Below are 19,470 nucleotides of genomic sequence, written 5' to 3'. Positions count from 1 at the left end.
CTGCAGGGGGGACCCTGTGGGAGAGTAGGACGCCGCCGAACAAATATTGTGGGAGACCCCCGTACCGGGAAATCGGTACGGGGGTTTTCTGCGTTTACGGCCCCCTTCGTTTAATGCGGCCGGCGGCCCCTCGACACCCGCACAGACAATCAGCCCCCATCCCCCCGGCAACGGAGGGATGGGGGCTGAACGCGTTGGTGGACTGTCCTGGGCGCCGTTACTTCAGACGGGACGAAGCCACGATCGAGACGACGTGTGCGGGGACGAGCAGCCACACGATGGCAGTCACGCCCACCGTCGCGACGCGCGTCGCCGTCAGATCGCCGAGCGCGACGTCGACGACCGCGGTCACGAGCAGCAGCAGGGTGCACTCGATGCCGTTGACCAGGCGGTGAAGGCCGACCGCGGAGGCCAGACTGCGTATCCGGGCGAGGCCGCTGGAGCGCGGGACGACGGACTGGTCGGTCGCCTTCTCCATGCCGCTGTCGGAGCGGGCCACATGGACGAGGTCCGAGGACGACTTCAGGAGCAGGACACCGATCGCCGCAGCGAGGCCGGCCACCAGGTAAGGATCCAGGCCGAGTTCGGAGGCCCGGACGCCCATGCCGACCATCACGGCGGCGTCGGCGAGATAGGCACCGAGACGGTCCAGGTAGACACCGAGAGGGCTGTACTGCCGCCGCCAGCGCGCGACTTCACCGTCCACGCAGTCCAGGAGAAGGTACAACTGCATGAAGACGACGGAGAGCACGGCGCCGCCCAGACCGGGCAGGACCAGCGCGACCCCGGAGAGCACGCCCGCGACGACCATCACGGCGGTGATCTGGTTGGGCGAGAAACGGGTTCCGAGAGCCAGCCGTGTCACCCGGAGGGAAACGGAACGCATGTAGAGCCGGCCGGCCCAGTGCTCCGCCCTGCTCTCCAGCTTGCCCGGAGGGTGGATGACGTGACGGAGTTCTTCGAGTGGGACGTTGGGCATGCGTCGTTCTCCCTGGCAGACCGGCGACAGTAGGCGTCAATTCCGTGGCGTGGCAACGTCGTACACGGACGTCGTACGGCACGTCGTACAGGGAAGAGCATGACGGGGGCCTGTACGGCGGGGATCGGCAGGGTGGATCTCAGGGGTGGAATTCCGGTGTCGAAATCCGGGTGAACGGGGTCGTACCCCGGGACTACCGTGGCCGTATGAATCAAGTGATCCGGTCCATACGGGCCGACGAGTGGCCGGCGGTGAAGGAGCTGCGGCTCGCCGCACTGCGGGACCCCGTCGCGCATCTCGCCTTCGTGGAGACGTACGAGGATTCCGTGGCCCGGCCCGACTCGTTCTGGCAGGAGCGGGCGGCGGGAGCCGCCGAAGGCGTCCTGGAGCGGCGCCAGTTCGTGGCCGTCGGACCGGACGGGGTGTGGCGCGGCTCCGTGGTCGTGCTGGTCGAGAGGACCGGGGAGGCGGACATCCTCGGGAACACGAGCGAGCGGGACCAGGGACATCTGGTGGGCGTCTTCGTCCGGCCCGAGTACCGGGGAAGCGGTCTGACGGACGCGCTGTTCGACGCCGCGCTCGCCTGGGCCTGGGGGATCGGCCTGGAGCGCGTGCGGCTGTTCGTGCACGAGAAGAACGGGCGCGCCGAGGCGTTCTACCGCCGGGTCGGGTTCGTGCCGACCGGCGGGAGCACGGCGTCCGTGGGGGACAAGGGAGCACGGGATCTGGAGTTCGTGATCACACGGTCCTAGGGTGCCGACCGGCGGGCCCCGGTGGTCAGAGGGGAAGCTCGTACTGCGGCCAGCGGGCCCTGCCCTGTTCCCGGGAACGGAGCAGGGCCAGCGTCGGAAGGCCCTGGCCCGCTCCGGCGGCCAGCAGGTCGGGGAGCTGGGGGAGCGGGGCGACCGCGGCCACGTCGTCCAGGACGAGCGTAAGTGGTGGGTCGAGACGACCGGAGGATGACCGTTCGGCCATGCGCCGGCCACGCTCGACCACGCTTGAGGCGAGGGCCGTCAGGAGCGGCATGGCGCCGGGGTTCGACCTGGGGTCCTCGATGGGTTCACCGACCACATAAAGCGTGCCCCCTTCGTTCACGAAGGAATCCAGAGTGAGGGCGTCACTTCGGTTCGGCGTGCAGGACTCGCGGATGTTGACCGTGAACAGCGAGGACAGGGCGCGGGCTGTCAGTTCCTGCGCTATGTCGCGGCGTTCGGGGTGTGAGGTGAGCGCGGCCTCGAGCTCGCCCGCCGCGCCGGAAGCGGCCTTGGGATTCGTACGCAGGGCCCGTACCGCGTCCTGGACCTGGGATCCCTGGGCCCAGCGGTGGACGTGACGGAAGGCCTTGCCCTCCACGGCGGCGGCGTGCAGATAGCTCCGCAGGAGCGTTTCCGCGACGTCGGCCATGGCGTGGTCGACCTTGGCGGTGGGGCGTACGGGGGCCAGCAGCGCGGCGGCCCTGGCGGCCGCCGTGGCCTTGTCCTCGCAGCCGGTGGCGGGCGACCAGTGGAGACGGGCCGGGGTGTCGCAGCGGTGGGTGGGGTCGTAGAGGAGGACCGGGCCGAGCTTGGCCCGGGCGTCCTTGGTCTCCGACCAGGTTCTCGGGTCCGAGGTGACGACCAGGACGGGGCCCTCCGCGTCCCGTACGGCCTGGGCGGCGGGGGGATGGCGGTCCTCGGCGTGGCCGAGGACGACCGCGCCCGCGGCCGGTGTCCCTTCCCAGCCGCCCGTGCGTGCGGCGCCGGCCGCCAGGGGTGCGGGCGTCGTCCGCGGCGCCTCCGTGGGGAGTTCGGCCGGTTCGGGCGCGGGGCGGGGCACCGGGACTTCGTGACGGGCGGGCTCGTCGGCGGACTTCGGGATCCCGCCGTACGGCTGGACCGGTTCCTGCGCGGGTTCAGGTACACGGGCCGCGGCCCCGGCCTGAGGCGCGTACGCTCCCGCCTTCCGCCGTGCCCGCACCGCCCGCCACCGTGCCACGGTGCCCATCACGAACACCGTCAGCACGACCAGCACCATCAACTGCCCGATGAACAGGCCCCAGAAGAGCCCGTACCCCGACAACTGGCCGGCGGGGGTGTCCGGCCAGGCGCCCGCGACGTCCTGCGGCTTCCCGATCAGGTGGCGCAGGGCCAGGGGTGTACGGGCGACGGTGACGGCCGTCGGCCAGGCTCCCCGGGCCAGCCATCCGGCGAGCCCGGTGGCGGACCACACCAGCAGGGTGAGGCCGAGGAGGAAGGCCAGTACTCCCACCAGCAGACCGTCGGGGATGCCCCCCGCGCGCTCCCGTTCCCGTTCCCGCTCGTACGGTCTCATCTCATGCCACCGTGGACTCGGAGGTGCCGTCGAGATCACTGAGGTGCTGCTCCACGAAGGCCGCCGCCCGTTCCTCGGCCTCCAGTTCCGCGGCGCGCAGCGCGTCGTCGGCGAGGTGATCGGCGGAGGACTCGGTCATGGCGCGGTCGGTGAAGACGAGGGGCCGTTCGGTCTCCGTGATCAGGTGTTTGACGACCTGTACGTTGCCGTTGACGTCCCAGACCGCGATGCCCGGGGTCAGGGTCGGGATGATCTCCACGGCCCACCTGGGCAGGCCGATCACCCGTCCCGTGGCCCGTGCCTCGTCGGCTTTCTGGGCGTAGATCGTGCGGGTGGAGGCCATCTTCAGGATCGCTGCGGCCTCCTTGGCCGCGGCTCCGTCGACCACGTCGCTCAGGTGGTGCACCACCGCCACGAAGGACAGGCCGAGGCGTCGGCCGAACTTCAGCAGACGCTGGAAGAGCTGGGCGACGAAGGGGCTGTTGATGATGTGCCACGCCTCCTCCACCAGGAAGATGCGCTTCTTGCGGTCGGGCCGGATCCAGGTGTGCTCCAGCCACACGCCGACGATCGCCATCAGGATGGGCATGGCGATGGAGTTGCGGTCGATGTGGGAGAGGTCGAAGACGATGAGCGGGGCGTCCAGGTCGATGCCGACCGTCGTGGGGCCGTCGAACATGCCCCTGAGGTCGCCGTCGACCAGCCGGTCGAGCACCAGGGCCACGTCCAGGCCCCAGGCCCGTACATCGTCTATGGCGACGTTCATCGCCTCGGCCGACTCCGGTTCCGGGTGGCGCAGTTGCTCGACGATGTCCATCAGCACCGGCTGGCGCTCGACGATCGTCTCGTTCACGTAGGCGTGCGCGACCTTCAGCGCGAAGCCGGACCGTTCGTCGAGGCCGTGGCCCATGGCGACCTCGATGATCGTCCGCAGCAGGGCCAGCTGGCCGGTGGTGGTGATCGCCGGGTCGAGCGGGTTGAGCCGGATTCCCATGTCCAGGGCGGCCGTGGGGTCGAGGCGGATGGGGGTTATTCCCAGCTCCTCCGCGATGAGGTTCCATTCGCCGACCCCGTCCTCGCCCTGGGCGTCGAGTACGACGACCTGCCGGTCGCGGAAGCGCAGCTGGCGCAGGACGTAGGTCTTCTCCAGGGCCGACTTGCCGTTCCCGGACTCGCCGAGGACCAGCCAGTGCGGGGCCGGGAGCTGTTGCCCGTACAGCTGGAAGGGGTCGTAGATGTAGCCCTTCCCGGAGTACACCTCGCGTCCGATGATGACGCCGGAGTCGCCGAGGCCGGGTGCGGCGGTGGGCAGGTAGACGGCCTGGGCCTGGCCCGTGGAGGTGCGGACCGGCAGCCGGGTCGTCTCGACCTTGCCGAAGAGGAAGGACGTGAAGGTGTCGGTGGCGGCGGACAGCGGATCCCGCATCAGGGCCTTACCTCCGAATACCGGTGGCGAAGGGGAGCGTGTTGACGAAGGCCCGGTGGTGCTCGCGGTCGCACCACTCCAGCTTCAGGTACGACTTGCCGGCCGAGGCGCGGATGGTGCGCTTGTCACGGGCGAGGGCCTCCGGGGAGCGGGAGGAGACGGTGATGTAGCCGACGAGGTTCACTCCGGCGGCGCCGCTCGCGAGGTCCTCGCCGCGCTGGTCGAGACGGTTGTGGGAGGCGATGTCGCGGGGGTCGACGGTGCGGTTCATCTTGGCCTGGCGGCTGGCCTCGGCCTCGTCGTTGGTCTTCTCGGTCAGCATGCGCTCGATGGCGATCTCGGTGGGTTCGAGGTCCATGGTGACGGCGACCGTGCGGATGACGTCCGGGGTGTGGACCAGCAGCGGGGCGAGGAAGTTGACGCCGACCGGGGTCATCGGCCACTCCTTCACCCAGGCCGTGGCGTGGCACCAGGGCGCGCGCGTGGAGGACTCCCGGGTCTTCGCCTGGAGGTAGGTGGGCTCCATGGCGTCGAGCTCGGCGGGCCAGGCGTTGCGCTTCGTCATCGCCTGAATGTGGTCGATGGGGTGGTCGGGGTCGTACATGGAGTGCACGAGGGAGGCGAGCCGGCCCTGGCCGAGGGGCTGGCGTACGCGGATGTCGGCTTCCTGGAGCCGCGAGCAGATGTCGGTCAGCTCGCGTGCCATGACGACGGCGAGGCCCGCGTCCCGGTCCAGTTTCTTGCCGCCCTGCGGCCGGGCCGCCCGCGCCATGGCCTGGGCCTCGGCGGCGAGTTCGCGGGTCCAGTGCATGCAGGCGACGAGATAGGCGCGGTGCTGCTCGCTGCTGGTGGACACCATGGACTGGAGCTGGTCATAGGACTGCTGCAGCCAGCCGGGGGACTTCTCGTCCCCGCGTACGGAGACGTCCTTGGCGTGGGCGTCCGGGTCGGCGGGCAGGGTGCGGGCGAGCATCTGGAGGCGGGTGACGAAGCCGTCGCCGTTCGCGACGTGCTTGAGGAGGGTGCCGAAGCGGTCGACGAGGGCTTCCTGGTCCTCGCTGTCGCGCAGGCCGACGCCCGGACCCTCGATCTCGATCGCGGCCGTGACGGTGCGGCGGTCGGCGTGCAGGAGCACGGCGATCTCGTCGGGCCCGAAGGGGGCCGCGAGCCAGGAGATCCGCCCGATGCCGGGCGGCGGTCCGATCTCGATCTCCCGGCCGTCGAGGTGGGTGCCGGCCTCCATGACGTTGCTGCGGTACGCCGTGCCGCGGCGCAGGCTGCGCTTGTAACTGCGGTTGATCTCGAACCACTTGTAGAACGTACGGCGCTTGTACGGGACGTACACCGCGGCGAGGGCGACCAGCGGGAAGCCCATCAGCAGCACGATCCGCAGGGACAGTACGGGGACGAGCAGACCGCACATCATGCCGAGGAACGCGCCCGCGATGATGAGCACGATCTCGCCGGACTCGCGATTCCGGCCGACCATCGCGTTCGGCCGGGCGCGGCCGATCAGATATGTACGGCGGGGCGTGACCGGATGGGACACGTGGGACTCGGTCGTCAACGCCCTTCACCTCCCGTGCGGTTGGAACTGCTGTTGCGGGTGTTTCCGGTGGGACTGGTGCGTGGCGGAGGCGCGGCGGCCGGGACGGATCCGCCGCCTCCGTTCGGTGTGCGGGTGCTGTGCGCCGCCACGCCGCCGGAGGCGGGGTTGGCGGGGCGGGGCGGCTGGTTGCCTCCGCCTCCGCCTCCGCCGCCGTTGTTGTCGGCGCGGGTGCTGTGGGTCTTGATGCCCTGGGCGACGAGGGTGGCCGGGGAGCTGATCACGGCCGCGGCCTTGCCTTCGGCGCCCTGCATGATGCGGTTGTTGCGGGAGTTCGCGATCTCGTCGCCGAAGCCGGGGACGAAGCGGTAGATCATGGCGCTGGCGAAGATCGCGAGCAGGATGATGGCGAGGCCGGAGACGACGGCGGAGAAGGAGTCCGGGCCGTTGTCGGTCGACAGGGCGCCGGCCAGGCCCAGCACTATCACGATGACCGGCTTCACCAGGATGACGGCGATCATGACACCGGCCCAGCGGCGGACGTGACCCCACAGGTTCTTGTCGACGAGGCCCGCGTACACGACGGTGCCGAGGAGGGCGCCGACGTAGAGGAGCGCGGCGCGGATGACGAGCTCCAGCCACAGGACGCCGGCGGCGAGGATCGAGACCAGGGACACGACGATCAGCATGATCGGGCCGCCGCCGATGTTCTCGCCCTTGGCGAGTGCGCCGGAGAAGGTGCCGAAGAAGGTGTCGGTCTGGTTGCCGGTGGTCTTGGCGAGGACGTCGGTGACGCCGTCGGAGGCCGAGACGACGGTGTAGAGGATCAGCGGGGTGAACGCGGACGCCAGCACCGTGAGCCAGAGGAAGCCGATCGCCTCGGAGAGCGCGGTGCCGAGGGGGACGCCTCGTACCGCCCTCTTCGCCACGGCGAGCAGCCACAGGAGGAGGGTGAGGATCGTCGACGCCGCGAAGACGACGGCGTACTGCTGGAGGAACTTGGGGTTCGTGAAGTCGACGTTCGCCGTGTCGTTGACCGCGGAGGAGAGCTTGTCGATCGTCCAGGACGCGGCGTCGGCGCAGCCCTTGGCGAGGGAGGAGAGGGGGTCGAGGGTGGAGGTGAGGCTGGGGGGTCCGCCGCCCCTGCTGCTGGAGCCGTTGCCTTTTTCGCAGTAGTCCTTGGCAGGGCCACGGATGAGGTCGCAGGGGTCGTTGCTCGCCGTCGGCGAAGGCTTGGGAGCGGCGAGGGCACGAGTGGCCAGCAGCACCGTCGTGGCCTGAACGGCCGTGACAGCGGCGGCGACTTTGAGTACGCGGCGGCTAGCGGGCATACGTGAACCCTCCGTACTCTTCGACAGCCTTGGTCATGTCGTCGGCGGTGGAAGCCTTCTGGTCGCGTCCGACCGGGACCGGCCCGTCCTTCTGCGAGAAGTCCGTGACCTTCCAGTCCCCACTGATCCACTTGAGTTTGTACGTGGTCGTGTACCAGCTCTCCGACACCGGGTTCGTCGATCCCTGGCCGGACAGACCGAAAAGCGACGTGTACCAGAGATCGACCGAGGCGCTGTCGGGACCGGAGGATGTGACCTTGGTGCCCACGGGGATAACCCGTGAGATGAAGGTCTCGCCCGCGGGCGCCGCGCCATCCTTGTCGAGACCGATGTTGGTCAGGAACTTCTCGTTGGAGTACGCGGTGTCGAGATCCGACTGCCGGGCGTCGGCGACTTCGGGCGCGTACACGGCGGTGACGATCGCGTGCCGCTGGTTGGAGTCGAACATCCCCGTCGATCCCAGCGCCACACCGTAGTTCGCCGCCGCGCTCTGCGCCCCCTGCTCGCTGTGGGCGAACCCCGCCGGAATCCCGTTCGTCTTCGAGTCGACCGGCCGGTCGCCGGAAGCCGCCGTGGGGGAGGTTCCGGACTTGGCGCCGCCGCTCCCACCTCCGGTGCCCGAAGAAGGGGAATCGTCTCCTCCGCGGTTCGCGAAGGCGATCGCGGCGATCAGGAGGACCACGACGCCGACCACCGTGACCAGGCTGCGTGAGGACGAGCGTCCACGGCGGGCGCCGCCGTAGACGTCACCGGGGCGGTCGGGGAGCCGGGTCCGGGTCTGGCCCGTGCCCCCGTATCTCCCGTCGTCGCCGCGGGAGCCGTCCCCGTATCCGGGTTCGTCACCGAGACTCATGCCGCGTACGCCCCCTCAACCTCTGCTGAATCGCGTAGTACGACGGTAGCCGTGCTGGTTTCCGCGCGGACGCGGTGTGGTGACTCGACATCAGGGAAACGCAACCTCAGCCGGTGGGCGCGACGGACAGGTGGATCGGACAGACGGAGGAGGGTGGAGCCGGGCGCCCCGGCCGGGGCTAGACGGCCATGCCGTACACGATGGTGAACAGCGTGCCCAGGGACCCGATGATGAAGACCCCGGTGAGGCCCGCGATGATCAGGCCCTTGCCCTGTTCCGCGCTGAAGGTGTCCCGCAGCGCCGTCGCACCGATGCGTTGCTTGGCCGCTCCCCAGATCGCGATCCCGAGGCAGAGCAGGATGGCGACCGCCATCACGACCTGGATCATCGTCTTGGCTTCGTTGCCCAGGCTGCCGAAGGGACCCCAGTCCGGGGCGATCCCGCCGATGATCGTGGTGATGTCGCCCTTGTCGGCTGCGAAAAGCATGTAAGTCACCGCCCCTAGTGGGTAGTTCTGCACCCCCTGCCACTGCGCGCAGAGGTCGGGCCCATTCTCGCCGACAATGGCGCCGTCGCATGTCGACTTGGCGTCATTGATTGGCGGGTTTCGTACGAATCCCTTGCCACCGGCGCACGCGGGCCCCATTCGGGAGGCGTGCGCCGGTATGCGGAGAGTCGTATGGTCACTCTGTGTATCACGGCAGGTCACGCCGGGCAATGAAGCCGATGCGGAACCTGTCGTGTGGTTCCGTCGTTAACCCCTTCTACGACGTGCACGGGACGGTCACCCCGCTCGCCTCGTAGGTGGGCCACGGACGCGTCCCGATTCTGACGGGCAGTCGAGCCGATGTTCTCCGGGTCGCGCGTCTGCCGGAGGTGGACGCGCGATCGCTGTCACGCAGGCTATCCCCCGTCACTGTGGGCAGGGAAAAGGGCCGTGGCCGGTCCGTGTGACCCGTTCCTCCGTGAGACCGGTCCGACTGCCCGCGCGGGCACGGCCGTTGGCGGTGATGCCGGTCGTGGGGCCTTGCCGGGAGCGGGACTTGGCGGGAGCCGTCCGGGAGCCGGGCGCGGGCTCCGCGACCGTCGTGCGGCGCCGGCTCGGCCGGGCTCACGGGAAACGCGTGGAGTTGCGCGGGTTCGGACGTCGCCGGTGGTGAGATGGCCGCCCAGCGAGCGGATCCCGGGAGCACTCCATGATCGATGTCGGCCGTCAGATCGACGCGGTACGGCGGCAGGTCGGTACCCGTGCCGGCAGGTCCGGCGAGGCCCGGGTGGTGACGGTGCGCCAGACGTACGGCGTGACGCGCGAGGAGGTGTGGGACGCCTGTACCAACGCGCGGCGCATCCCGCGCTGGTTCCTGCCGGTCTCCGGGGAGCTGAGGCTCGGCGGCACCTACCAGCTGGAGGGCAACGCGGGCGGCACGGTGGAGCGCTGTGACCCGCCCCGGGGCTTCACCGCCACCTGGGAGTTCGGCGGCGAGGTCAGCTGGATCGAGGTCCGGCTGACGGCGGTGGCGAAAGCCGTGACGCGCTTCGAACTGGCGCACATCGCGCACGTCGACGCGGAACGCTGGGCGGAGTACGGACCCGGCGCGGTCGGTGTCGGCTGGGACCTCGGTCTGATGGGGCTCGCCGTCCATCTGTCGTCCGGGCGGTCCGTGGATCCGAAGGAGAGCACGGCCTGGCTCGCGTCCGAGGACGGGCGCCGGTTCGTGACGCTGAGCAGCGAGGGCTGGTACCGCGCGAGCCTCGCGGCCGGAGAACCCGAGAGCGCCGCCAGGGGGGCCGCGGCCCGTACGGCCGCTGCGTACGGCGGGGGTGGCGGGGACGGAGCGCCCCAGGCCGGAGATCCTCCGACGGCGTTCTGACGGGGGCGCGTCAGGACAGGGTCCCGGGTCCCGGGGCCGGTCGCGTCGTCGGGGCGGCCCGCGTCCAGTCGGGCTTAGGGGGTACCCGGGCCCTGGAGGTCTTCCTCTCCCGGGTGCCCCGGAGCGTCCGGTGTCCGGGCGGTGCGGAGCGCGGGGGCGTGTATCCACAGGCTGTGGATATCCGGCTGCCGCGCGCGTGGGACGTGACTGGAGTAACGTAGCGTGACGCCTATTGATCGGAGTGCGAGAGAGGACGGTCGGCGGACGTGGGCCGGACGGCGGATCGCGCCGGCGACTCATGGCAATTTCTCAAGGTGGTTTCAGGATTTCTCTCAGATCCGTGAGCCAGAGTATGAACCGATGAAGCGCATCACTCGTCCCCCTGGTGCCAGGCGGAACGCCCTGTTCGTCGCGGTCGCCGTGCTGGCCGCGACATCGGCCTCCGTCGCGGCCGCCGATGACGGCCGCGGGCCTCTCGGCGTGACCGCGCGGGCCTCCGGCACCGTGGCGGCCTCGCGCGTCGGCGCGCTGTTCGGCGACAGCGGCGCTCTGCAGGGCGGCCACTTCTGTACGGCGTCCGTCGTGCGCAGCAAGGGACGGAACCTGCTCGTGACCGCCGCGCACTGCCTGGACGGCGGCGGAAAGCTGCGCTTCGTGCCCGGATACCGCGACGGGAAGGCGCCGTACGGCATCTGGGAGGTCCGCAGCACGTACGTCGGTGACGCGTGGACCGGCGCCCAGGACGAGGACAGTGACGTCGCCTTCGCCACCGTCGCCGACCAGGGCGGCAAGGGCGTCGAGGACGTGGTCGGCGGCAACGCGTTCGTCACGGGGCGGGAGACCGGGGCGACCGCCGTGACGGTCACCGGCTACCCCAGCACCCTCGACGCGCCGATCACCTGCACGAACAGGCCCACCGTGCACAGTCGCACCCAACAGCGCATCGCCTGCCCCGCCTTCGCCGGCGGCACGAGCGGCAGCCCCTGGGTGAACGGGTACGGGGAGGTCGTCGGGGTCATCGGCGGCCACGAGGCGGGCGGGGACACCGACGACATCTCGTACAGCGTGGTCCTCGGGGACGAGGCCCGGGACCTGTACCGGTCGACACAGGAGCAGTAGCGGGCGGGCGCCGCGCCGCGCGCGTGCGCCTTCCGGCCATGACGGGGTGTCCACTTTGGCGGGTTATCGCCTTGCGGCACAAGGGAGTTGTCCGAGGAGCGGTGTGAGCGTCCCGGCAGGGCCGCCACATGCGGATTCTCCTCGGGCGTGATCGTCCCGCGTCGCGGGGGGCGCCTCTACACTGGCGGCGGCGGACTCCCGGGCGGCGAGGGGTGGTTGACGGTGCGTAAGGCATGGGTCGTGGCGGCCGCTGTCACCGGGGTGGGACTCTCCTTCGTGATGCTGCTCGTCGTCGGGGTCTACATCGTCGCGGGCAACCTCGCGGGCGGGGTCGGGGGAGGCTCGGTCGGGCTGGCCAAGGGCGCGGTACCTGCCGCGTACCAGACCCTCGTGCAGAAGTGGGGAAACCTGTGCGGCGCGATCAACCCCGCGCTGCTGGCCGCCCAGCTGTACCAGGAGAGCGGGTTCAATCCGAACGCCAAGAGCCCGGCGAAGGCCGAAGGGATAGCGCAGTTCATCCCGGGGACGTGGGCCACGCACGGAGTCGACGGCGACGGCGACGGCGACCGCGACGTATGGGATCCGAATGACGCGATTCCGTCGGCCGCCTCGTACGACTGCCAGCTCGCCTCGTACGTGAAGGACGCGCCGGGGAACATCACGGAGAACATGCTCGCCGCCTACAACGCGGGGGCGTACGCCGTCATCAAATACGGAGGCGTTCCGCCGTACCGGGAGACCCGGAACTACGTGAAGACGATCACGACCCTGGAGCAGAGCTTCGCCCGGCCGGTGAACCGGGTCGACCCGTCACGGCAGGCCGCGGCGGCGATCTACTACGCGCAGAAGAAGCTCGGCACGCCCTATCTGTGGGGCGGCAACGGCACCGCTGACCAGGGCGGACGCTTCGACTGCTCGGGTCTGACGAAGGCCGCGTACGAGAGCGTCGGGGTCACCCTGCCGCGGGTCGCCAACGACCAGTACAACGCCGGGCCGCACCCCGCGCGCGAGGAACTGCTGCCGGGGGACCTGGTGTTCTTCTCCGACGACCTCACCAACTCGCGGACCATCCGGCACGTGGGCATCTACGTCGGCGGCGGCTACATGATCGACGCGCCGCGGACGGGTGCCGTCATCCGCTTCGACCCGATCGACACACCCGACTACTTCGGAGCCACGCGCGTGACCGAGGATGGCGCGAAAGCACTGCCGACCACGGTCTGAACCCACCCCCTGAGCTGCGGCGATGTATCTCTCTTCGATAACGTCTGCGTGATCATTCGGTGGAGTGTGGAACGTACTGGAGGGCACCATGCGTTCCTGATGACGTAGAGCGGACCCAGGACTTCCGGGCCGCGGTTCTGCACACCACGGGGTGGATCGAGCGGCGCGCGAAAGAGCGCGGCCGCGGGAGAGACGACGAAGGGGCCGCAGCACCATGGCTGGACTCGCCGAATCCGGTTCGAACCCCGACGTCGACCTGCTGTACGACATCAACGGCCTCGCCAAGGACGCACCGCACTGGTTCGACCGGGGCATGGGGTTCGTGGGCGAGTACGGACTGCTGCTCGCCATGGTCCTGCTGGTGCTGTGGTGCTGGTGGACCGTGCGGCGCGGCGGCGGTGAGGGCGCGGCGTCGTCCGTGGCCGGGCTGGTGTGGGCACCCCTGGCCGCCGGAATCGCGGTGCTGGTGAACGTGCCGATAAGGGGTTTCGTGGAGCGGCCCCGGCCGTTCGTCGACCACCAGGGGCTCGACGTCCTGGTGGCGGGCAAGACCGACTTCTCCTTCGTCAGCGACCACGCGACGCTCACGATGGCGATGGGCGTCGGCCTGTTCGTCGTGCACCGGAAGTTCGGCCTGGCCGGGATCGGGCTCGCGCTCGTCGAGGGGTTCTGCCGGGTCTACATGGGTGTGCACTACCCGACGGACGTCATCGGCGGATTCGCCCTCGGCACGGCTGTCGCGCTGCTGCTGTCCCCGCTCGCCATGGCGCTGCTGACGCCGGTCATGAAGGCCGTCGAGCGGTCCCCGCGGGCCGGCCGGCTCGTCCGGGCGCGGCGCGCGGGTCTCACGGGCCGGCAGGCGCGGATTCCGGAGGCGCGGTCGGAGCGGCCGGAAGAGCCCGATCTGGCGGCGTAGCCTCCGCCCCCGGCCCGCTTCCCATCGGCTCGCGCGGGGGACGGCTTCCGCGGGGGACGACTTCTACAGCGCCTGGGGGAACGAGAAGAAGCGGTCCGGGTCGTACTGCTTCTTCAGAGCGGTCAGCCGGGGCGCCGCGTCGCCGTAGTACGCCTTGCGCCAGTCGGTGAGGGTCGGGTCCGTGTAGTTCTGGTAGGCCGCGCCGGAGGCGTGGCGGGCCATCGCCGTGTGGGCCGAGGTCAGCCAGGACTGGGCCGTGGTGCCGGAGGTGCCCGCCTGCCAGGAGACGATGTACTGGGCGAGCATCCGGGAGCGGCGGTGCACGAAGGCCGTCGCGGTCGGTGCGACACGGTTGACCGCGCCGCCCAGTGCGGTGAGCGCGATGCTGCCCGCGCCGGCGCGGACCGAAGCGACCTGGTTCAGGAGCGTCTGGATGCCGGCCGCGGATATCGAGCGGTCGAAGAAGTCCGAACGGGCCGCGTACGTCTCGCGGCCGAGGGCGCCCTGCGGGGAACGGCCCGGCGTCGTACCCGGCAGATGGCACTGGGGGTCGGTGGGGAAGGAGGAGCAGCCCGCGTAGGCCTCCATCGACTCCTCGTACGAGTGCCTCTTGAGGGAGACGCTGCGGGCGGGGGCGCCGACCCGGTCGGCCAGGCGGTCCACGGCGTTCTGGAGCTCGCCGTAGGTGCCCAGGGAGAAGGCGGCGACGGAGACGGTGGGGGTGCCCCCGGCGGTGTTCGCGAGATGCAGGGACGACCAGATCTCGTCCGGCTGGTCCGGTCCCCACTCCTGCCAGGCCTTCACCACGGCGGCGGCCTTGGCCCACGGCCAGGTCAGGTACGCGGAGACGGCCTGCGGGGCGGGGTGGGTCTTGTAACGGAGCTCGGTGACGACACCGAAGTTGCCGTTGCCCGCGCCGCGCAGCGCCCAGAAGAGGTCCTTGTTCTCACTCGCGTTCGCGACGAGCTGCTTGCCGTCCGCCGTGATCAGCGTCGCCTGGGTGAGGCTGTCGCAGGTCAGGCCGTACGCCCGGGACACGACGCCGTGGCCGCCGCCGAGGGTCAGACCGGAGACGCCGACGGTCGGGCAGGAACCCGCGGGGATGGTGACGCCCTTCGCGGCGAGGGCGCGGTAGACGTCGATCAGCTTGGAACCGGCGCCGACGACGGCCTCGTTCGCGGACGCCCGGATCTTGTTCAGCTTGGAGACGTCGAGGATCAGTCGGCCGTCGCCGGAGGACCAGCCCGCGTAGGAGTGGCCGCCGTTGCGGATCGACAGCGGTATGTGGTGGGCGCGGGCGTAGGCCATGGCCGTACGGATGTCGTCCGCGTGGGCGGCGTACGCGACGGCGGTGGGCTTCAGCGCGTCGAAGCGGGTGTTGTACAGCTGGTGCGCGGTGGCCCAGGCGCGGTCGCCGGGGCGGACCAGGGGGCCGTCCAGGTCCTTGGCGAGGGCGGTCCAGTTCGCGGCGGCGCGGACGCCGGCGGTGGTGGCGCCCGCGGTCGTGCGGATCGGGGCGCTGGTCGTCTCCACGGCCCCTGAGGACGTCTCGGTGGACGCGCCGTTCTTCCCGTTGCACGCGGTGGTGACCGCCGCCGCGAGAGCGGCCGCGCCGCCGCCTATGAATATCCGCCGTTGCATGTGAGCCTCCCGTTGGTTCCCGTGGGACGAGACGGGTGACCGTTTCCGAGGGTTCCACAACGAAGGGCCGCGGAACGCAACCGCTACAGGACCGTGATCCCTTTATGACCGATATCACGGGTGTCCCACCCGGAATGCGGACTCCTGCCAGGGGCGTCGCACCCCCCGGCTCTCGCTCGCGCGAGGCCGTCCGGGGCGGAGGCGGGGTCAGGCGAGCGGGGGCGCCGTGTGCGACTCCGCGTCCGTGCGGGCGAGGCTGCGCGCCCGGCGCGCGGGACCTCGCCAGCCGCAGGAGCAGCGGGCCACGCAGAAGCGGCCCTGCTCGACCGTGATGGTCCGGTGTTCTCCCGTGAACGGGATGTCGTCCTGCTGCGCCACGCCCACAACGTTACCCAAGGCAAGCAAACGGAATCGGACCCGCGTGACGAGCGCCCCTACCCGTCGTTAACCGGTACGACAGGAGGCCCGGGACGGACCGGCTGGGGGTCGGCGGACGATGGTGGCGCAGCAGGGCAGGCGGACGGACGCTCGCGTCCTTGCGGTCGCGGTGGCGGGGCTCATGTGCTGCGCCGCCGGATGTTCGGCCGGCCGCGCGGGCGCCGAGGACGCGCGCCCCGCCGCCGTGAGCACCCGCTCGGGCGCCGTCTCCGCCGGGGTGCTGCACCGCGCCGCCGCCACCCTGGAGCGCGCCGGCAGCGCGAGGACCCGTACGTCGATGGAGATGGCCACCGGCGGGACCCGCGTCACCATCCGGGGTGAGGGTGTCTACGACTTCAGGAAGCAGTCGGGGCAGCTCACGGTGGAGCTCCCGCAGGACCCGGCCGGCACCGAGGAGCACCGGCCGATCACGGAACTCCTCGCGCCGGGAGCCCTGTTCATGAAGAACCGCGGCGCGGGTGTCCCGGCCGACAAGTGGGTGCGCGTCGACACGGCCACGCTCTCCGACGGGAATCTGGTGACCGGCGGTGCCACCGACCCGTTCGCCGCGGCCGAGTTGCTGCGCGGGGCGCGGACGGCGACGTATGTGGGCAGGACGGAGGTGGCGGGGGTGCCGGTGGCGCACTATCGCGGGACCGCCGACCTGGGCCTCGCCGCGCGGAGCGCGTCGAAGGGGAACCGGGAGGCGCTGCGGGCGGCGGCGAAAGGGTTCGCCACCGCCGAGGTCCCGTTCGACGTCTATCTCGACGACGAGGGACGGATCCGGGGGCTGCGGCACCGGTTCAGCTTCGTCAACGGCCAGCACAGGGGTACGGTCGCGGTCGTCTCGACGACCCTGCTGTACGACTTCGGGGTCCCGGCGCCCGTACGGCTTCCGGAATCCGGGGACATCTTCGCGGGGAAGATCGCGGAGCCGTAGAGGTGTCGCGACCGCGGGGTGAAGGGCGTGCGGCATGCGGTGCCTGCCGGCGGAGTCCGGGTAGGGGGTCCGGGCCGGGGGCGGCGCGGGGGCGCGGAGTGCCTGGGCGGGCTCCGGTGGGCGGCGGGGTTGGGGGCTGGAAATGGCCCTTCCGTGCCATGCGCGGTGTGTAGCCGCTCCCTACTCTAGGAAGTCGGTGACGGCAGGAAGAGGTGACGCACGTGGCTCCGGTCGGCGGTACGGCAGTTCAGGACCACGTGGCCCTCGCCGAGATCGAGCTGTGCGGCGATCTGATCATCGCGGCGTCGGCCGCCCTCGAGGACCGGCTCAGCCTGGAGAGCATCGACGAGGTGCTGAAAGTGGCCGAAGAGCGTGTGCGGGAGAGCGGCGCGGAGGAGTAGGCCCCGCCGGCCCGCCTCCCACCTGGGGGGTGCCGGGCGTTGTGAGGGGGCTAACGGTGACGGCTCTCAGGTCCGCAGCAGGCGGCCGATCGCCTTCGTGGCTTCCTCGACCTTCGCGTCGATCTCGTCGCCGCCCTTGACGGCCGCGTCCGCGACGCAGTGGCGCAGGTGCTCTTCCAGGAGCTGGAGGGCGAAGGACTGGAGGGCCTTGGTGGAGGCGGAGACCTGCGTGAGTATGTCGATGCAGTAGACGTCCTCGTCGACCATCCGCTGCAGACCGCGGATCTGGCCCTCGATCCGGCGCAGGCGCTTGAGGTGCTCGTCCTTCTGCTTGTGGTAGCCGTGGACACCGCGGTCGTGGTCGGTCACGACCTCCTGCGCGGTCTCCCGCGTGTCGCCGGAGGGCACCGGCGCGCCGGCCTCGGTGGTCGTCATCGCGTCCTCCTGCTGATCCCGCCGGAAAGGTCGGTTACATATACCCCTGGTAGGTATATGGTATCGAACTTCGTTGGGTATAGGGCCCTTGCCCGATGCCGGGACCGGACCCTGTGCTGATCACTGTGCCTCATGGGCGACACTGGGGGACGGCCGGTTAGCCGTGGCCGGATGATGCGCCTAGCATCAGCCTGACCGAAACAAAAGGACCCCGAGGACCTCACGTGCGATTTCGTCTGACCCCCAGGGAGACGAGCTTCTACGACATGTTCTCCGCATCCGCGGACAACATCGTCACGGGCTCGAAACTCCTGATGGAACTGCTCGGGGCCGACGCGTCGGCCCGGGCCGAGATCGCAGAGCGTATGCGGGCAGCGGAGCACGCCGGTGACGATGCGACGCACGCGATCTTCCACCAGTTGAACTCCTCCTTCATCACGCCCTTCGACCGCGAGGACATCTACAACCTGGCCTCGTCCCTCGACGACATCATGGACTTCATGGAGGAGGCCGTCGACCTGGTCGTGCTGTACCAGGTCGAGGAGCTCCCCAAGGGCGTGGAGCAGCAGATCGAGGTGCTGGCGCGGGCGGCCGAGCTGACCGCCGAGGCGATGCCGAACCTGCGGACCATGGACAACCTCACCGAGTACTGGATCGAGGTCAACCGCCTCGAGAACCAGGCCGACCAGATCCACCGCAAGCTGCTCGCCCAGCTCTTCAACGGCAAGTACGACGCCATCGAGGTGCTGAAGCTCAAGCAGATCGTGGATGTGCTCGAGGAAGCGGCCGACGCGTTCGAACACGTGGCGAACACGGTGGAGACCATCGCCGTCAAGGAGTCCTGAGGCTCCGTGGACACCTTTGCGCTGATCGTGACCATCGGGGTCGCGCTCGGATTCACGTACACGAACGGCTTCCACGATTCGGCGAACGCCATCGCCACGTCGGTGTCCACCCGGGCGCTGACCCCCCGGGCCGCGCTCGCCATGGCCGCGGTGATGAACCTCGCGGGCGCGTTCCTCGGCAGCGGGGTCGCGCACACCGTGAGCAGTGGTCTGATCGCGACGCCCCAGGGCTCCAAGGGGATGGGCATCCTCTTCGCCGCGCTCATCGGGGCCATCGTCTGGAACCTGGTCACCTGGTACTTCGGTCTTCCGTCGTCCTCGTCGCACGCGTTGTTCGGCGGTCTGGTGGGGGCGGCGCTCGCGGGCGGTACGACCGTTCTGTGGTCCGGCGTCCTCGACAAGGTCATCATCCCGATGTTCCTGTCGCCGGTGGTCGGCCTGATCGGCGGCTATCTGGTGATGTGCGCGATCATGTGGCTGTTCCGCCGGTCCAACCCGCACAAGGCCAAGAGGGGTTTTCGGATAGCCCAGACGGTTTCGGCGGCCGGTATGGCCCTCGGGCACGGCCTGCAGGACGCGCAGAAGACGATGGGTATCGTCGTGATGGCGCTCGTCATCGGTGACGTCCAGGGCGCCGACGATCCGATTCCGGTGTGGGTGAAGATCTCCTGTGCCGTGATGCTGTCCCTCGGTACGTACGCGGGTGGGTGGCGGATCATGCGGACGCTGGGGCGGAAGATCATCGAGTTGGATCCGCCGCAGGGGTTCGCCGCGGAGACGACCGGGGCGTCGATCATGTTCGCTACGGCGTTTCTGTTCAAGGCGCCGATCTCCACGACGCATGTCATCACGTCGGCGATCATGGGCGTGGGGGCGACCAAGCGGGTGAACGCCGTGCGGTGGGGTGTCGCCAAGAACATCGTGCTGGGGTGGTTCATCACCATGCCGGCGGCGGCGTTGGTGGCTGCGGCCAGTTTCTGGGTCGTGGACCTGGCGTTCCTGTAGGGAACCGGGGGTCCCTCCGGGGTCTGCGAAGGATTCTCCTCGCCCCCTCCGCCCCTACCCGACCCATCCCCTGACCGGGGCACCGCCCCGGACGACCCCGCCATGGGGCTCCGCCTTGGACCCCTGACTGGGGCTGCGCCCCGAACCCTGCCAAGGGGCTGCGCCCCCTGGACCCCCGCATCGCCCGAAGGGCTCGTCCTCAAACGCCGGT

General features: G+C 70.2%; 19 protein-coding genes. 9 read left to right on the top strand and 10 right to left on the bottom strand.

Going from position 1 to position 19,470, the window contains the following annotated elements; genetic code table 11:
- Positions 1-217: 217 nt before the first annotated feature.
- Positions 218-979 (bottom strand): CDP-alcohol phosphatidyltransferase family protein, encoded by a 762-nt coding sequence (locus ACFVTC_RS29445; protein WP_390131512.1) that lies wholly within the window; start codon positions 977-979, stop codon positions 218-220.
- A 206-nt stretch (positions 980-1,185) separates the two neighbouring features.
- Here ACFVTC_RS29445 and ACFVTC_RS29440 point away from each other — a divergent pair, with 206 nt between their 5' ends.
- Entirely contained in the window at positions 1,186-1,731 is a 546-nt protein-coding gene (locus tag ACFVTC_RS29440) for a GNAT family N-acetyltransferase (RefSeq protein WP_390131511.1), read from the top strand.
- Positions 1,732-1,756: 25 nt separating this feature from the next.
- Here ACFVTC_RS29440 and ACFVTC_RS29435 read toward each other — a convergent pair whose 3' ends face one another.
- From ACFVTC_RS29435 to ACFVTC_RS29410, 6 genes are all read right to left on the bottom strand, one after another.
- On the bottom strand, positions 1,757-3,289 hold the full coding sequence (locus ACFVTC_RS29435; RefSeq protein WP_390131510.1) for a type VI secretion protein: 1,533 nt from the start codon (positions 3,287-3,289) through the stop codon (positions 1,757-1,759).
- A gap of 1 nt (position 3,290) precedes the next feature.
- Positions 3,291-4,715, bottom strand: a complete 1,425-nt coding sequence (locus tag ACFVTC_RS29430; protein WP_168528847.1) for an ATP-binding protein — start codon at positions 4,713-4,715, stop codon at positions 3,291-3,293.
- Between the two features lie 7 nt (positions 4,716-4,722).
- On the bottom strand, positions 4,723-6,264 hold the full coding sequence (locus ACFVTC_RS29425; RefSeq protein WP_153293040.1) for an SCO6880 family protein: 1,542 nt from the start codon (positions 6,262-6,264) through the stop codon (positions 4,723-4,725).
- Between the two features lie 14 nt (positions 6,265-6,278).
- A complete protein-coding gene (locus ACFVTC_RS29420; RefSeq protein ID WP_390131509.1) occupies positions 6,279-7,592 on the bottom strand; it encodes a hypothetical protein in 1,314 nt (437 codons plus the stop codon).
- Entirely contained in the window at positions 7,582-8,445 is an 864-nt protein-coding gene (locus ACFVTC_RS29415) for a hypothetical protein (RefSeq protein ID WP_390131508.1), read from the bottom strand. Before ACFVTC_RS29415 ends, ACFVTC_RS29420 begins: the two co-directional genes overlap by 11 nt.
- Positions 8,446-8,623: 178 nt before the next feature.
- Positions 8,624-8,932, bottom strand: coding sequence for a hypothetical protein (locus ACFVTC_RS29410; protein ID WP_054232206.1), 309 nt, complete (start codon positions 8,930-8,932; stop codon positions 8,624-8,626).
- A 709-nt stretch (positions 8,933-9,641) separates the two neighbouring features.
- Here ACFVTC_RS29410 and ACFVTC_RS29405 point away from each other — a divergent pair.
- The 4 genes from ACFVTC_RS29405 (at position 9,642) to ACFVTC_RS29390 (ending at position 13,575) form a co-directional block, all read left to right on the top strand.
- Positions 9,642-10,316, top strand: coding sequence for an SRPBCC family protein (locus ACFVTC_RS29405; RefSeq protein ID WP_390131507.1), 675 nt, complete (start codon positions 9,642-9,644; stop codon positions 10,314-10,316).
- A gap of 360 nt (positions 10,317-10,676) precedes the next feature.
- On the top strand, positions 10,677-11,435 hold the full coding sequence (locus ACFVTC_RS29400; RefSeq protein ID WP_390131506.1) for a trypsin-like serine peptidase: 759 nt from the start codon (positions 10,677-10,679) through the stop codon (positions 11,433-11,435).
- Between the two features lie 216 nt (positions 11,436-11,651).
- Positions 11,652-12,659 (top strand): NlpC/P60 family protein, encoded by a 1,008-nt coding sequence (locus tag ACFVTC_RS29395; protein WP_390131505.1) that lies wholly within the window; start codon positions 11,652-11,654, stop codon positions 12,657-12,659.
- Between the two features lie 214 nt (positions 12,660-12,873).
- A complete protein-coding gene (locus tag ACFVTC_RS29390; protein WP_390131504.1) occupies positions 12,874-13,575 on the top strand; it encodes a phosphatase PAP2 family protein in 702 nt (233 codons plus the stop codon).
- Between the two features lie 63 nt (positions 13,576-13,638).
- Here ACFVTC_RS29390 and ACFVTC_RS29385 read toward each other — a convergent pair whose 3' ends face one another.
- Both ACFVTC_RS29385 and ACFVTC_RS29380 read right to left on the bottom strand, forming a co-directional pair.
- Positions 13,639-15,216 (bottom strand): FAD-binding oxidoreductase, encoded by a 1,578-nt coding sequence (locus ACFVTC_RS29385; protein WP_390131503.1) that lies wholly within the window; start codon positions 15,214-15,216, stop codon positions 13,639-13,641.
- 207 nt (positions 15,217-15,423) lie between these two features.
- Positions 15,424-15,594, bottom strand: a complete 171-nt coding sequence (locus ACFVTC_RS29380; RefSeq protein WP_390131502.1) for a hypothetical protein — start codon at positions 15,592-15,594, stop codon at positions 15,424-15,426.
- Between the two features lie 118 nt (positions 15,595-15,712).
- Between ACFVTC_RS29380 and ACFVTC_RS29375 the strand changes: the two genes are divergently transcribed.
- Complete coding sequence (locus tag ACFVTC_RS29375; protein WP_390131501.1) at positions 15,713-16,573, top strand: hypothetical protein; 861 nt, start codon at positions 15,713-15,715, stop codon at positions 16,571-16,573.
- 212 nt (positions 16,574-16,785) lie between these two features.
- Positions 16,786-16,974 (top strand): hypothetical protein, encoded by a 189-nt coding sequence (locus ACFVTC_RS29370; protein ID WP_390131500.1) that lies wholly within the window; start codon positions 16,786-16,788, stop codon positions 16,972-16,974.
- A gap of 66 nt (positions 16,975-17,040) precedes the next feature.
- Here ACFVTC_RS29370 and ACFVTC_RS29365 read toward each other — a convergent pair whose 3' ends face one another.
- Entirely contained in the window at positions 17,041-17,409 is a 369-nt protein-coding gene (locus tag ACFVTC_RS29365) for a metal-sensitive transcriptional regulator (RefSeq protein WP_390131499.1), read from the bottom strand.
- Positions 17,410-17,633: 224 nt separating this feature from the next.
- Between ACFVTC_RS29365 and ACFVTC_RS29360 the strand changes: the two genes are divergently transcribed.
- Complete coding sequence (locus ACFVTC_RS29360; RefSeq protein ID WP_148009124.1) at positions 17,634-18,254, top strand: DUF47 domain-containing protein; 621 nt, start codon at positions 17,634-17,636, stop codon at positions 18,252-18,254.
- 6 nt (positions 18,255-18,260) lie between these two features.
- Complete coding sequence (locus ACFVTC_RS29355; protein WP_168528837.1) at positions 18,261-19,259, top strand: inorganic phosphate transporter; 999 nt, start codon at positions 18,261-18,263, stop codon at positions 19,257-19,259.
- The last annotated feature ends 211 nt before the right edge of the window (positions 19,260-19,470 follow it).

The organism is Streptomyces sp. NPDC057950, assembly GCF_042887295.1.
Classification (GTDB): domain Bacteria; phylum Actinomycetota; class Actinomycetes; order Streptomycetales; family Streptomycetaceae; genus Streptomyces; species Streptomyces kaempferi.
The sequence above is the reverse complement of the archived record's forward strand: the minus strand, read 5'-3'. Positions and strand labels throughout refer to the sequence as shown.

Coding starts and splice junctions, on each gene's coding strand:
- ACFVTC_RS29410 (WP_054232206.1), bottom strand. CDS start 8,932: ATGCTTTTCGCAGCCGACAAGGGCGACATCACCACGATCATCGGCGGG.
- ACFVTC_RS29365 (WP_390131499.1), bottom strand. CDS start 17,409: ATGACGACCACCGAGGCCGGCGCGCCGGTGCCCTCCGGCGACACGCGG.
- ACFVTC_RS29405 (WP_390131507.1), top strand. CDS start 9,642: ATGATCGATGTCGGCCGTCAGATCGACGCGGTACGGCGGCAGGTCGGT.
- ACFVTC_RS29375 (WP_390131501.1), top strand. CDS start 15,713: ATGGTGGCGCAGCAGGGCAGGCGGACGGACGCTCGCGTCCTTGCGGTC.
- ACFVTC_RS29390 (WP_390131504.1), top strand. CDS start 12,874: ATGGCTGGACTCGCCGAATCCGGTTCGAACCCCGACGTCGACCTGCTG.
- ACFVTC_RS29440 (WP_390131511.1), top strand. CDS start 1,186: ATGAATCAAGTGATCCGGTCCATACGGGCCGACGAGTGGCCGGCGGTG.
- ACFVTC_RS29400 (WP_390131506.1), top strand. CDS start 10,677: ATGAAGCGCATCACTCGTCCCCCTGGTGCCAGGCGGAACGCCCTGTTC.
- ACFVTC_RS29415 (WP_390131508.1), bottom strand. CDS start 8,445: ATGAGTCTCGGTGACGAACCCGGATACGGGGACGGCTCCCGCGGCGAC.
- ACFVTC_RS29430 (WP_168528847.1), bottom strand. CDS start 4,715: ATGCGGGATCCGCTGTCCGCCGCCACCGACACCTTCACGTCCTTCCTC.
- ACFVTC_RS29420 (WP_390131509.1), bottom strand. CDS start 7,592: ATGCCCGCTAGCCGCCGCGTACTCAAAGTCGCCGCCGCTGTCACGGCC.
- ACFVTC_RS29385 (WP_390131503.1), bottom strand. CDS start 15,216: ATGCAACGGCGGATATTCATAGGCGGCGGCGCGGCCGCTCTCGCGGCG.
- ACFVTC_RS29435 (WP_390131510.1), bottom strand. CDS start 3,289: ATGAGACCGTACGAGCGGGAACGGGAACGGGAGCGCGCGGGGGGCATC.
- ACFVTC_RS29445 (WP_390131512.1), bottom strand. CDS start 979: ATGCCCAACGTCCCACTCGAAGAACTCCGTCACGTCATCCACCCTCCG.